The sequence below is a fragment of the Actinomadura rubrobrunea NBRC 15275 genome (assembly GCF_001552235.1).
GTDB lineage: Bacteria > Actinomycetota > Actinomycetes > Streptosporangiales > Streptosporangiaceae > Spirillospora > Spirillospora viridilutea.
Genome location: NZ_BCQU01000060.1, coordinates 1 through 13485 on the forward strand (window position 1 = coordinate 1; position 13485 = coordinate 13485).

Below are 13485 nucleotides of genomic sequence, written 5' to 3' on the forward strand. Positions count from 1 at the left end.
GTGCCGCCCGCCGCCGCGGCGGCCGCCCCGAGCACCAGCGGATGGTGCGGCGCGCGCACCTCGGCCGCCAGCGCGTCCAACCCCGGATGCGACCACGTCGCCCGCGCCGCCCGCGCCAGCGACCGCCCCTGCGCCCGCGACGCCCGCCGCTGCGCGGGCGACGGCGTCCGCGCGTCCGCCTCCGCGTCCAGACCCCGCCAACCCCGGCGGCCGCCCGCGGAGCCGTCGCCGGACGGCGGGATGTCGGCGTCGGGCGCATAGGCGGCGGCATAGGCGCAGGCGGCCGCGGCCAGGGCCGCGCCGGTCAGGCCGGTCGTCGCGAGGCGGCCGTGGAGGAAGTCGCGCAGGTCCGCCAGGTCGGTGACGGCATGCGCGGCGACCGCGGGCTCCAGACCGCCGGAATGGGCGTGGCCGCCCGCGGGCAGGCGCGCGTCGGCCAGCAGGAGCAGCGCGGCGGGGATCTCGGCCATCACCGGCTCGTCCGTCAGAACAGGAAGTAGCGCTGCGCCATGGGCAGCTCGGCGACCGGGGCGGGTTCGATCTCCTCGCCGTCCACCGTCACGGTGAACGTGTCGGGATCGACGTCGATGCGCGGCAGCGCGTCGTTCAGCGGCAGGTCGGCCTTGCCGAGCCGCCGGGTGTCCTTGACGGGGGCGAACGCGCGGCGCACCGACAGGCGGTCCGGCAGCCCCGCGTCGAGCGCGGCCGGGGCCACGAAGTGCAGGGACGTGGCGGCCGCCGCGGCGGGGGAGGCGCCGAACATGGGACGCGGCAGCACCGGCTGCGGGGTGGGGATGGAGGCGTTGGCGTCGCCCATCGCCGCCCACGCGATCATCCCGCCCTTGAGCACGGCGTGCGGGCGCACGCCGAAGAACGCCGGGTCCCACAGGACGAGGTCGGCGAGCTTGCCCGGCTCGACCGAGCCGATCTCGCCGTCCAGGCCGTGCGCGATCGCCGGATTGATCGTGTACTTGGCGACGTAGCGGCGGGCGCGCAGGTTGTCGGCCGCGCCGTCGCCGGGCAGGGCGCCGCGGCGGCGCTTCATCGCGTGCGCGGTCTGCCAGGTGCGGATGACCGTCTCGCCGATCCGGCCCATCGCCTGCGAGTCCGATCCGATGATGGAGACGGCGCCCAGGTCGTGCAGGACGTCCTCGGCCGCCATGGTCGTCGGGCGGATCCTGGACTCGGCGAACGCCAGGTCCTCGGGCACCGACGGGTTCAGGTGGTGGCACACCATGAGCATGTCCAGGTGCTCGTCGAGCGTGTTGACGGTGTGCGGGCGCGTCGGGTTGGTGGACGAGGGCAGCACGTTCGGGTGCGCCGCCACGGTGATGATGTCGGGGGCGTGCCCGCCGCCCGCGCCCTCGGTGTGGTAGGCGTGGATCGACCGTCCGCCGACGGCGTCGAGCGTCGACTCGACGAACCCGGCCTCGTTCAGCGTGTCGGAGTGCAGCGCCACCTGCACGCCCGAGGCGTCGGCGACGCGCAGGCACGCGTCGATCGCGGCGGGCGTGGAGCCCCAGTCCTCGTGCAGCTTGAAGCCCGCGGCGCCCGCCCGCAGCTGCTCCCACAGGGCCTCCTCGGAGACGGTGTTGCCCTTGCCGAGCAGCGCCACGTTCACCGGCCAGGCATCCATGGCCTCGAGCATGCGGTGCAGGTGCCAGACGCCGGTGGCGGTGGTGGCCTTGGTGCCCTCGGCCGGGCCGCTGCCGCCGCCGATCAGCGTGGTGACCCCGGCGGCGAGCGCCTCCGCGGCCAGCTGCGGGCAGACGAAGTGGACGTGGCAGTCGACCGCCCCAGCGGTGAGGATCTTGCCGTTGCCCGCCAGCACCTCGGTGGTCGGGCCGATGACCAGGTCGGGGTGGACGCCGTCCATCGTGTCGGGGTTGCCGGCCTTGCCGAGCGCGGCGATCCGGCCGTCGCGGACGCCCACGTCGGCCTTGACCACGCCCCAGTGGTCGAGCACGACGGCGCCGGTGACGACCAGGTCGAGGGCGCCCTCGGCGCGGGTCGCGCGGGACTGGCCCATCGACTCGCGGATCACCTTGCCGCCGCCGAACACCGCCTCGTCGCCGGTCGCCGCGCCGTCCGGGCCGCGCGCCAGGTCCTGCGTGACCTCGATGAACAGGTCGGTGTCGGCGAGCCGCACGCGGTCGCCCGCGGTCGGCCCGTACAGCTCGGCGTAGCGGGCCCGGGACAGCTCAGTCATCGAGCGCTCCCGCCTTCTCCTTGCGCAGTCCGGGGACGACGCGGCGCCCGGCCAGCGGGACGAGCGCCACCTCGCGGGTCACGCCCGGCTCGAAGCGGACCGAGGTCCCGGCGGGCACGTCCAGCCGGTGCCCCCACGCCGCGTCCCGGTCGAAGCGCAGGGCGGGGTTGGCCACGGCGAAGTGGTAGTGCGAGCCCACCTGCACCGGTCGGTCGCCCGTGTTGAGGACGGTGACGGTGATGCGAGGGCGTCCCGGGGACAGCGCCACCGGCTCGCCGCCCGGGACGATCTCCCCTGGGATCAACGGGCCTCCCCTGGGATCAACGGGCCGCCGCTCATGGGATCGGCCGGTGGACGGTGACGAGCTTGGTGCCGTCGGGGAACGTCGCCTCGATCTGGACCGAATCCAGCATCTCCGGCACGCCCTCCATGACGTCGTCGCGGGTGAGCACCGTGCGGCCGGACTCCATCAGCTCGGCCACGGTGCGCCCGTCGCGGGCGCCCTCCAGAATGTGCGCCGCGATGATCGCGGTCGCCTCGGGATGGTTGAGCCGCAGCCCGCGCGCCCGCCGCTCGCGGGCCACCGAGGCGGCCACGTGGATGAGCAGGCGCTCCTGCTCGTGTGGAGTGATCAGCACAATGCGGACGTTACTGCCGGTCTGACCGGTTCGGGAACGCGGGTATTGCGGTTTTAACATGCATTTCACGTGGGGCGGTGCGACGCGGGAATTGACGCGCGCGCGCAAAACCCGATCAAAGCAAATCGGCATTCCCCATTTTGGTGTGTCCGCAATCCGGGCGGCAGTGCGCGCGGATACGCCGGGGACGCCGCGGCGTCCGGAGTAACGATCGCCGGGACGAAGACGATCAACGGTGTGAAGCAGACCGCCGACGACCTCCAGGCGCAGGCCCGGCGCGGACACCGCCGAACGCGCCGCCGCCGGTGCCGCGCGTCCCGCCAGTCCGACGCCGACCCCTGTCCGACCCCGACGATGTAACCCCTGGGGACCCCGCCAACGTCCCGCCGGGCGGCGCCGCGTCCGCCGCCCCCGTACGTCGACCAGGACCGCCCGGGGCGTATCCGGCCCGTTTTCCGGATACCCCTACCGGAATGGAGGAGAATCATGGCGACGACGACCGACTCCCGGGAGCCCGACTACGACCCGCCCGCCCTCCTCACCCGCCGGACCTTCCTCGGCCGCGCCGGCGCCGGAGCCGTGCTGCTGGCCGGCGGCCTGGCCGCCGGGGAGACCTTCGCCGGCGCCCCCGCCGGGGCCCGCACCGCGCCCGCCGGCGTCGATCCGGCCGACCTGGACCCCCTGGCCCTGCTGAAGAAGATGCTGGCCTACGACACCCAGAACCACGGCGAAGGCGGCGTGACGCTCCCGCACGCCCAGATGCTCAAGTCGGTCTGGGAGTCGGCGGGGGTGTCCGCCGAGATCATCCCGACGCCCAAACGGGACAACGTCCACCTGATCGCCCGGATCGAGGGCGCCACGGCCGCGCCCCCGCTGCTGCTGCTCGGGCACTCGGACGTGGTCCCGGTGGAGCGATCCAAGTGGTCGGTCGACCCCTTCGCGGGCGTCGTCGAGGACGGCGAGATCTACGGACGCGGCGCGCTCGACATGAAGGGCGCCAACGCCGCGTTCATCTCCGCCCTGCTGCGCCACCTCGACGAGGGCGCGCGGTTCGACCGGGACATCATCGTCCTCACCGACTGCGACGAGGAGGCCGGCCCGTACGGGTCGCGCTGGCTCGCCGAACGGCACTGGGACAAGATCAACGCCGGCATGGTGCTCACCGAGGGCGGCTGGTTCCTCGCCCAGCGCGACGGCCGCACCCCGATGCTGATCACCGTGACCCGGCAGGACAAGGTCTACTTCAACCTCGACCTGGTCGCCGACGGCACCGCCACCCACTCGTCCAAGCCCAACCCCGACTCGGCCATCGCCAAGCTGTCGCGCGCCGTCGCCGAGCTGGACGGCTGGCTCGCGCCGGTCGCCCTCACGCCCGTCACCCGCGAATACTTCGCCGCGCTGGCCCGCGCGACCGACGACCGCGCGTTCCGCCGCGCCATCGAGCTGATGCTGTCCGCCCGCAGCCAGGCCGCCCGCGAACGCGCCGCCGCCGTCGTGGTCAGCCGCAGCCCCTACCCGTGGCTGCACCGCGCCCTGCTGCGCACCACGCACGCCTTCGTCATCGAGGACGCCGGCTACAAGGAGAACGTCATCCCGTCCACCGCCACCCTGCGGATCAACTGCCGGGGCGTGCCCGGCGGGCAGCGGCCGCGCGACTTCCTGAAGCAGGTGCGCGGGCTGCTCGACGGCCGGGACGTGACGGTGAAGCTCGTCGGCGAGCCCGGAGAGAGCGAGGAGGACACGCTCAAGCGGCTCGACGAGGCCTTCGCCCGGCCGCCGTCGTCCATCGACACGCCGCTGTTCGCCGCGATCAAGGACGCGGCCCGGAAGACCTACCCGGACGCGGTGTTCGCCCCGGCGCTGTTCGAGGCCGGGACGAGCCTGTACCCGTGGACCTCCCGCGGCATCCCCGGATACGGCGTCTACCCGTACGTCCTGGACAACGACCAGCTCGTCACCATGCACGGCACCGACGAGCGCATTTCCGTCGAGGCGCTCAAGCAGGGCACCGAGTTCATGTACCGGTTGTTCGACCGCTTCAGGGTGCGGTGACCGCCGCGCCGACCGGGCTGGGGACGACCCGCCGACCGAGGGAGGGGTAGCCCACTCCAGGCCCGCCCGGTCGAAAACGATCTCGGCGGTGCGCCTGTCGCCGTCGAACCGCACCACCGAGCGCGCCCCGTCCCGGCGGACGAAGACATACGTCTGCCGGGACGGGAATCCCGCCGGTCGGGCACCGAGATCCGGCCACCGCGACCTCGGTCACGCCGCCTCCGGTGGCCGGCTGCCGCCGGGAAGGCGCCGCGTTCCGGTGAGCGGGAGAGTCCGAGGGCGCTGTCGAGCGCGCCCCTGAGCGTCGTCTTCGCCCGCCGAGCGGTCTGCGGTCCAGGGCGCGCCGCCGCGGCAGGGCGGCTCAGGCGCACCTCGGCCGGCTCCACACCCCCGGACGATCGATCCGGGCAGGGCGCGCACCGCGTGCGGGCGGTGGACGGCGGGACCGCTTGGTGGCGCTCGGCCCGGGATGTCTGGCCGAAGGATTAGACTCGCCGCCGTGGCCGGGCGGATTCGCAACGAGGACATCGCACTCGTACGGGAGCGTTCGCCGATCGCCGAGGTGGTCGGGGAGTACCTCCAGTTGCGCAACGCCGGCGGCGGCAATCTCAAGGGCCTGTGCCCGTTCCACGACGAGAAGACGCCCTCGTTCAACGTCACGCCCGCGCGCGGGCTGTGGTTCTGCTTCGGCTGCTCCAACGGCGGCGACGTCATCAAGTTCGTCCAGGAGATCGACCACCTGTCGTTCACCGAGGCGGTCGAGCGGCTGGCGGCCAAGGCCGGGATCCAGCTGCGCTACGAGGAGGGCGGGTACACGCCGCGGCGCGACGCCGGGCAGCGCGCCCGGCTGATCGAGGCGCACCGGGCGGCCGCGGAGTTCTACGCCGAGCAGCTGACCTCGCCGGAGGCGCTCGCGGGCCGCAAGTTCCTGTCCGAACGGGGCTTCGAGGCGGCCGACGCCGAGCGCTTCGGGGTCGGCTACGCCCCGCGCGAGTGGGAGGCCCTGGTGCGGCACCTGCGCGGGCGCGGCTTCGCCGACCGCGACCTGGTCGCCGCCGGGCTGGCCCGGGAGGGGCGGCGCGGCCCCATCGACCGGTTCCGCGGCCGCCTGGTCTGGCCGATCCGCGACCTGAGCGGCGACGTCATCGGGTTCGGGGCCCGCAAGCTGTACGACGAGGACGACGGCCCCAAGTACCTCAACACCCCCGAGACGCCGCTGTTCCACAAGGGATCGGTGCTGTACGGCGCCGACCTGGCCAAGAAGGAGATCGCCCGGCGCCGCCAGGCCGTGGTGGTCGAGGGCTACACCGACGTGATGGCCTGCCATCTGGCGGGCGTGCCCACCGCGATCGCCACCTGCGGAACCTCGTTCGGCGCCGAGCACATCAAGATCCTTCGCCGGCTGCTCATGGACCAGGACGAGTTCCGCGGCGAGGTGATCTTCACCTTCGACGGCGACTCGGCCGGGCAGCGGGCCGCGCTGCGCGCGTTCGACGAAGAGCAGAGGTTCGTCACCCAGACGTTCGTCGCCGTCCAGCCCGACGGCCTGGACCCGTGCGACCTGCGGGTGCGGTACGGCGACGCGGCGGTGCGCGACCTGGTGGCCTCCCGGCTGCCGCTGTTCGAGTTCGCCATCCGCAGCCGCATCGAGGGGTACGACCTCGACACCGCGGAGGGCCGCCTGGCGGCGCTGGACGCGGCGGCGCCGGTGGTGGCGTCCATCAAGGACCGGGCGCTGCGGCAGATGTACGCCATCAGCCTGGACCGCTGGCTCGGCATCATGGACGAGCAGTTCGTGCTGCGCCGCGTTCGCGAGCTGTCGGCGCGGCAGCGGCCGGGCGCGCGGACGAACGGCCGCGGGGGCGCGGCCGCCGGGGGCGCCCGGGGGCCGGCGGAGCGGCAGCGGCCGTCCTACGATCCCCACGACCCCGACGTGCAGCGCGAGCGCGAGCTGCTGAAGCTGGCGGTGCAGCGTCCGGCCGTGCTCGGCCCGGAGTTCGACCAGATCCCGGCCGAGGACTTCCTGGCGCCGCCGCACGCGGCGGTGCGGCAGGTCATCGCGGCCGCGGGCGGCGTCACCGTCCCGGTGGGGGCGGCCGAATGGGCCGCCCTGCTGCGCGAGCACGCGCCGAACGACCAGGTCAGAGACCTGATCACGCGGCTGGCGGTGGAGCCCGTGCTGTTCGCCGGCGATTCGGATGACCGATATGCGGCGGACTTGCTGGCCCGGATCAAGGAACGCCAGGTCACGCGCTTGATCGCCGATATCAAGTCCAAACTCGCGCGGCTGAATCCGGCCGAGCAGGTCGAGGAGTACAACCGGCTGTTCGGCGATCTTGTCGCGCTTGAGCAGCAGAGACGGGAGTTGCGCGAGCGCGGGCTTGGCTCACAGTGAGCCGCGGGACCGCAAAATGGGTCCTGTGATCTAGGCCCTTCGTGACGCAGACTGGTCAACGTGGGCCCTTCGGTGCTGCCAAGCGAAGCGCCATCGGTTGACCAGGTGGCGGACCTCGTCGCGCGCGGCAGGGAGCGCGGCGGTGTGACGGTCGACGACGTCGCCGCGGCTCTCGATCGCTCCGACTTGCCGGACGACTCCCTCGAGCGGGTCGTCCGGATGCTCGCAGAGCAGGGGGTTGAGGTCCTCGAGTCTCCGCAGGAGGCCGAGGACGTCACGCGAGCGGATGAGGGAGACCTCGGCAAGCGGGCGCCGACGAGCGACCTGGTCCGGATCTACCTGCGGGAGATCGGGCGCGTACCGCTGCTCACGGCAGAAGATGAAGTCGAACTCGCGAAATCGATCGAGGCGGGCCTGTTCGCCGAGGAGAAGCTGCGGCACACCGCGATCCTCTCCCCGATGGAACGGCTCGACCTCGAACTGCTCGCGCGCGAGGGGGCGCGTGCGAAGCAACGCCTGATCGAGGCCAACCTGCGCCTGGTGGTGTCCATCGCCAAGCGCTACGTCGGCCGCGGCATGCTGTTCCTCGACCTGATCCAGGAGGGAAATCTCGGACTGATCCGCGCGGTCGAGAAATTCGACTACACGAAGGGGTTCAAGTTCTCGACCTACGCCACCTGGTGGATCCGCCAGGCGATCACCCGCGCGATCGCCGACCAGGCCCGGACCATCCGGATCCCGGTGCACATGGTGGAGACCATCAACAAGCTGGTGCGCGTGCAGCGCCAGCTGCACCAGGACCTCGGCCGGGAACCCACCCCCGAGGAGATCGGCCGCGAGATGGGACTGCCCCCGGCCCGCGTCGTGGAGATCCAGCGCATCGCCCAGGAGCCGGTGTCCCTGCAGTCGCCCATCGGGGAGGAGGACTCCGACCTCGGCGACTTCATCGAGGACGCCGACGCCGTGGTGCCGATCGAGGCCGCGGCGTTCATCCTGCTGCAGGACCAGCTCGAGGACATCCTGGGCACGCTGTCGGAACGAGAGCAGCGCATCATCCAGCTGCGCTTCGGGCTGACCGACGGCCATCCGCGCACCCTCGAGGAGGTCGGCCGGGAGTTCGGCGTCACCAGGGAGCGCATCCGGCAGATCGAGTCCAAGACCCTGGCCAAGCTGCGCCACCCCTCTCGCGCGCAGATGCTCCGCGAGTACCTGGACTGAAGCGGGCCGGCCGGGCGCGCGGCGCCCGGCCGGCGTCGCCGTTGCGGAGGGGCCGCGGGGACGGGACCGGGGTCCTCCGCCGGACGCGGCGTGCCGCGGTCTCACGGGGCCGCGCCGCCTCCCCGGGCCACCACCGGACAAGCAGGGCATAACCGCCCAAGTCTCCCCGCGCTCGATTACGGTGGTGGCCATGCTGATCGTGACGACTGACGGACTCGCCGGGCATGAGATCCGCGGCGTGCTCGGGGAGGTCATGGGGGTCGCCGTCCAGACCGATCAGGCACGCGCGTCGGCCGGCGGGGCCAGCGGCACCTTCCCCGTGACGGGGGAGCGGCCGGGCGCGGGACTGGCCGCGCTCCGGCGCCAGGCGGTGGAGCGGCTGGGCGAGGAGGCGCGCCGCAAGGGCGCCAACGCGGTGGTGGGCATGCGCCTGGACTCCGTCCCGCTGGCGGCGGGCGGCCACGAGGTGTGCGCCTACGGCACCGCCGTGTGGGCCGAGGCCGCCGCGGGCGCCCCGCGCGACCAGGCCGCGGCGCCGCGGTCGCAGGCCGTGCCGCAGATGCCGCCGTACGGGGACCCGCAGCCCGGCGGCCCGCCGGTGGCCGCCCGCAACCTCACCATCGGCGTCCACGAGCGCCCCCGCTGACCGGCGCGGACGCGCCCGCCCCGCGTGCGGTCAGGAGCCGGCGGCGCGTTCGGCGCGGATGCGGGCGACGACGTCGCCGGCCGCCGTCTTGATCGCGTCGAGCTCCCGCAGGTAGGCCCAGTAGTCCGGGTGGACGCCCGTCAGCAGCTCCGGGGCCTTCTCCAGGCGTTCCACCAGGGCGTCCAGCGCGCGGGCGTGATGCGGGGCGGGGCCGCCCGGGCCGGTCACGGCGAGCCGCTGGGCGTCGCGGACGGCGAACCGGGCGGCCTCGGCGGGCTTGCCGGGGTCGGCGGCGGCCTCCTCCAGCCGCGCCGCCCTCTCGGTGACCTGGCCGGCCCGGCGGTCGGCGGCGTTCAGCTCCGTGCGCGCGGCGGTGAGCGCCTGCTGCGCCCGCCGCCATTCGGCGCGGTCCGCGTGCGCCGCCGCCTCGGCGAGGCGTTCGCGGGCGCGTTCCACGGCCGCCTCGACGGCCTCCGGGGCGCCGCGCAGATCCTGCCAGCACGCCTGCGTGTAGCCGCGCAGCAGCCGCCGCATGGCCTGCCGCACCGTCTCCACGCGGCCCGCCACCGCGTCCGCCCTGGTGCGCACCGAGGTGATGCCGTGCCGAACCTTCTCGGCCTGCCGGGGCAGCTCCTCGGCGGCCTCGCGGGCCCGCTCGGCGATCCGCCGCGCCTCCTCGGCCGCGTCGATCGCCCCGGCCAGGCCGAGCCCGCCGAGCCCGGGCGCGCTCACCGTCTCCAGCGTCGCGCGGGCGCGCGCCGCTTCGGCCTCCGCCTCGGCGGCGTCGAAGCCCGCCTCGCGCGCCCGCGCCACGGCCGCGTCGGCGGCCGCCACCGCGTCCCGGGCGGCGGCCAGCCGCGGCGGCAGCCGGTCGAGCTGCGCCTCCAGCCGCTCCATCATGGGAGCGAGCCGTTCGGCGAACCCGTCGAGCCGCGCCGTGACCTCCCTGATCCGGTCGGCGGCGGCGATGAAGGCGCGGCGCGCCGCGTCGTACTCGGCGGGGGTGCGCTCCACGCTGAGGTCGTGCGCGTCCACGATGGCGATGTAGCCGGCCGCGGCGGCGTCGGCGTCGCCGTCGATCCGCTCGAACTCCGCCCGCATCGGGGCGGCGGCCGTCCCGTCCAGGTCCGCGAACAGCGTCATCCGGCCCTCGACGTACTTCTGCGCCTGGTCCATCTCGTAGAACGCCGCGGCGGCCGCGTCCCGGGCCTCGGCCGCCGCGGCCGCCGCCGCCTGCGCTCCCCGGCCCCGGCGGCGGGCGTCCCCCGCTCCCAGCAACGGTGCCTCCCTTCGTTCCGCTCCAGTGTCGCCGCCGTCCGTCCGTGCCGTACACCTTCCGGCCCGCACCTTCCCCGTCGTCACCCGGGGAGCCGACCGTCGCGCGGGGAACGGATAGCATCGCTGCATCGTCGGATAAGGGAAGCGTTAGGACGGCGCGGCGTGCACCGGCGCCGACAGCCAGCGATGATGGAGGCACCGTGGGCGTCAGTCCGATCGGGGACGGCATCCCATCCCCGCCTGATCACGAGTCTCCGACGAGGGAGTGAACCGACCATGGGTGTGTCACTCGCCAAGGGCGGCAACGTCTCGCTGACCAAGGCCGCGCCGAGCCTGACCGCCGTCGCCGTCGGGCTGGGGTGGGACGTGCGGGTCACCACCGGCGCCGCCTTCGACCTGGACGCCAGCGCGCTGATGCTGGGCGCGGACGGCAAGGTGCTGTCCGACCGGCACTTCGTGTTCTTCAACAACCTGCGCAGCCCCGACGGCTCGGTGGAGCACACCGGGGACAACCTGACCGGCGAGGGCGAGGGCGACGACGAGGTCATCAACGTCGACCTGTCGGCCGTCCCGGAGGCCTGCGAGCGGATCGTGTTCTCGGTGTCGATCTACGAGGCCGACGCGCGGGGGCAGAACTTCGGGCAGGTGCGCAACGCCTTCATCCGCATCGTGAACCGCGCCGACGGCACCGAGCTGGCGCGGTTCGACCTCACCGAGGACGCCTCCACCGAGACCGCCATGGTCTTCGGGGAGCTGTACCGCCGCGGCGGCGAGTGGAAGTTCCGCGCCGTGGGCCAGGGGTACGCCTCCGGACTGGCCGGCATCGCCATGGACTTCGGTGTCAACGTCGGCTGAGCCGGCGGCCGCGGCGCCGTCCGGCCGGTCTTCGATCGTCGGTTCTCCCCAACGAGCAGAAATACGGGCATGATTCTTCGCACCTTCGGGTGGTCCTTCGCCGTCACGGTCCTCGGTCTGATCGTCGCCTTCCTCTACGGGGGCGGCGTGGGCCTGGCGCTGGTGGCTGTGCTGGCCGTCCTCGAGATCTCGCTGTCCTTCGACAACGCCGTCGTCAACGCCAAGGTGCTGGAGCGGATGGCCCCGTTCTGGCAGAAGATCTTCCTGACCGTCGGCATCGCGATCGCCGTGTTCGGCATGCGGCTGGTGTTCCCCCTGGTCATCGTGGGGATCACCGCCTCGCTCGGGCCGATCGAGGCGTTCGACCTGGCGCTGCGCGACTCGGAGCGCTACCACGAGCTGATGCGCGAGGCCTACCCGACGATCGCGTCGTTCGGCGGCATGTTCCTGATGATGCTCTTCCTGGAGTTCGTCTTCGAAGAGCGCGCGGACAAGTGGCTGCCGTGGCTGGAGGCCCCGCTGGCCCGCATCGGCAAGCTGAACCAGCTGGCCGTCGTCGTGGCGGGCGGCGCGCTGGTGGCGGTGGCCAACTACGTCGCCGAGGACCCGGGCGACGTGATGATCGCCGGGGTGCTGGGCATGCTGACCTACCTGCTGGTCAACGGCCTCGGCGAGCTGTTCTCCGAGGCGGGCGGCGTCGACTCCGACGACGAGGACGAGGACGCCGGGGATCAGGCCGCCGCGCCCGCGCGCCGCGGGCCGAGCGACCTGGCCGTGGCCACCGGCAAGGCGGGCTTCTTCCTGTTCCTCTACCTGGAGGTGCTGGACGCCTCGTTCTCCTTCGACGGCGTCATCGGCGCGTTCGCCATCAGCACCGACCCGATCGTGATCGCGCTGGGTCTCGGCATCGGCGCCATGTACATCCGGTCGCTCACGGTGTTCCTGGTCCGCAAGGGCACCCTGCACGAGTACGTGTACCTGGAGCACGGCGCGCACTGGGCGATCGGCGCGCTGGCGGTGTGCATGCTGATCGGCGTCGGCCACCACGTGCCCGAGTGGATCACCGGCGGGCTGGGGGCCGGGCTGATCATCGCCGCGTTCCTGTCCTCGGTGATGCGCAACCGGCGCGCGGAGTCCGAGGCCGGGGCCGAGGGGGCCGGCGAGGGAAAACAGCAGCTGCACTCCACCCAGGTCTGAGCCCGAGTCGGCGGCCGCGGTCGAGCCCGGGTCCGAGACGTACCCCGCACCTCCACGCGAAGGAGCCGACGATGTCGATCTCGCTGCAGAAGGGGCAGAAGGTCTCCCTGGCCAAACCCGGCGGGGGCGGACTGACCCGCGTACGGATGGGCCTGGGCTGGGACGCGGCGCCCCGCAAGGGGCTGTTCGGCCGCCTGCGGCCCCAGACCATCGACCTGGACGCCTCGTGCCTGCTGTTCGACGCCGCCGGGAACCTGGTCGACGCGGTCTGGTTCCGGCAGCTGCGCAGCAAGGACGGCTCGGTGCTGCACACCGGCGACAACCTCACCGGGGAGGGGGAGGGCGACGACGAGGTCATCACCGTCGACCTGACCGCGGTCCCGGTCGGCGTCGCCCAGCTGGTGTTCACGGTCAACTCCTTCACCGGCCAGGACTTCTCGCAGATCAAGAACGCCTTCTGCCGCCTGGTCGACGAGACCACCGGCCAGGAGATCGCCCGCTACGACCTGAGCGGCTCCGGGCACCACAACGCCCAGATCATGGCGAAGGTCTCCCGGGAGGGCGGCGGCTGGGCGATGACCGCGATCGGCGCCACCGCCACCGGCCGCACCTTCCAGCATCTCCTCCCGGTCGTCTCCGCGCACCTGTGACGCCCGGGGGCCGGGCGCGCCGCCGAGCCGCGCCCGGCCCTCCCGCGTGCCGCCCTGAACGCCTCGGAGACAGCGTGGCGCGAGCCGTTCGGGAGGCGTGACGGGCGCGTCCGCCGCCGATCACCGATCCGCCGCACGCCGGTCACGGCATCGCCGACGGCTTCGTCGGTGACGGGGCGTCCAAGCGCTTCGCGCGCACCGGGGGGCGCCGGTGCGGGAACGCATCGGCGGTGCCGCTCGTTACCGGACATGATCTGATGTGTCCGTGGGCGTCCGAAACCGCGGCGGCCCACGCCGACCGTCGGCGCCGATGCGGGGGTGGGGTCGGCGAGGGCGGCACCGTTCCG

At 73.4% G+C, this 13485-nt stretch carries 12 protein-coding genes; 7 read left to right on the top strand and 5 right to left on the bottom strand.

Annotated elements, in window-relative coordinates:
- The 4 genes from AR3_RS18720 to AR3_RS18735 all read right to left on the bottom strand — a co-directional run.
- On the bottom strand, positions 1-470 hold a 470-nt coding region (locus AR3_RS18720), incomplete at its 3' end, for an urease accessory UreF family protein (RefSeq protein ID WP_281179281.1).
- 14 nt (positions 471-484) lie between these two features.
- A complete protein-coding gene (locus tag AR3_RS18725) occupies positions 485-2209 on the bottom strand; it encodes an urease subunit alpha (protein WP_067915524.1) in 1725 nt (574 codons plus the stop codon).
- Positions 2202-2513, bottom strand: a complete 312-nt coding sequence (locus AR3_RS18730; protein WP_067915525.1) for an urease subunit beta — start codon at positions 2511-2513, stop codon at positions 2202-2204. The genes AR3_RS18725 and AR3_RS18730 overlap by 8 nt, the downstream gene beginning before the upstream one ends.
- Before the next feature lie 31 nt (positions 2514-2544).
- Positions 2545-2847 (bottom strand): urease subunit gamma, encoded by a 303-nt coding sequence (locus AR3_RS18735; protein WP_067915526.1) that lies wholly within the window; start codon positions 2845-2847, stop codon positions 2545-2547.
- 486 nt (positions 2848-3333) lie between these two features.
- On the opposite strand from AR3_RS18735, the gene AR3_RS18740 reads away from it, so the two are divergent.
- The 4 genes from AR3_RS18740 to AR3_RS18755 all read left to right on the top strand — a co-directional run bounded on the left by AR3_RS18740 (position 3334) and on the right by AR3_RS18755 (position 9158).
- Positions 3334-4899 carry a M20/M25/M40 family metallo-hydrolase gene (locus AR3_RS18740; protein ID WP_067915527.1) on the top strand — a complete coding sequence of 522 codons (1566 nt, stop codon included), beginning with the start codon at positions 3334-3336 and terminating at the stop codon, positions 4897-4899.
- A 499-nt stretch (positions 4900-5398) separates the two neighbouring features.
- Complete coding sequence (gene dnaG, locus AR3_RS18745; protein ID WP_067915528.1) at positions 5399-7294, top strand: DNA primase; 1896 nt, start codon at positions 5399-5401, stop codon at positions 7292-7294.
- A gap of 72 nt (positions 7295-7366) precedes the next feature.
- Positions 7367-8512, top strand: coding sequence for an RNA polymerase sigma factor RpoD (rpoD, locus tag AR3_RS18750; protein WP_067915529.1), 1146 nt, complete (start codon positions 7367-7369; stop codon positions 8510-8512).
- Positions 8513-8702: 190 nt separating this feature from the next.
- Positions 8703-9158, top strand: a complete 456-nt coding sequence (locus AR3_RS18755) for a YbjQ family protein (protein WP_067915554.1) — start codon at positions 8703-8705, stop codon at positions 9156-9158.
- A 30-nt stretch (positions 9159-9188) separates the two neighbouring features.
- Here the strand turns inward: AR3_RS18755 and AR3_RS18760 are convergent, their stop codons facing one another.
- The gene (locus AR3_RS18760; RefSeq protein WP_067915530.1) at positions 9189-10436 is read right to left on the bottom strand and encodes a molecular chaperone DnaJ; all 1248 of its coding nucleotides are present in this window, start codon (positions 10434-10436) and stop codon (positions 9189-9191) included.
- Positions 10437-10712: 276 nt separating this feature from the next.
- Between AR3_RS18760 and AR3_RS18765 the strand changes: the two genes are divergently transcribed.
- The 3 genes from AR3_RS18765 (at position 10713) to AR3_RS18775 (ending at position 13138) form a co-directional block, all read left to right on the top strand.
- Positions 10713-11291, top strand: coding sequence for a TerD family protein (locus tag AR3_RS18765; RefSeq protein WP_067915531.1), 579 nt, complete (start codon positions 10713-10715; stop codon positions 11289-11291).
- Between the two features lie 69 nt (positions 11292-11360).
- Positions 11361-12488: a DUF475 domain-containing protein gene (locus tag AR3_RS18770; RefSeq protein WP_067915532.1), complete on the top strand. Its 1128-nt coding sequence runs from the start codon at positions 11361-11363 to the stop codon at positions 12486-12488.
- Positions 12489-12559: 71 nt separating this feature from the next.
- Positions 12560-13138: a TerD family protein gene (locus AR3_RS18775; protein ID WP_067915533.1), complete on the top strand. Its 579-nt coding sequence runs from the start codon at positions 12560-12562 to the stop codon at positions 13136-13138.
- Positions 13139-13485 lie beyond the last annotated feature (347 nt).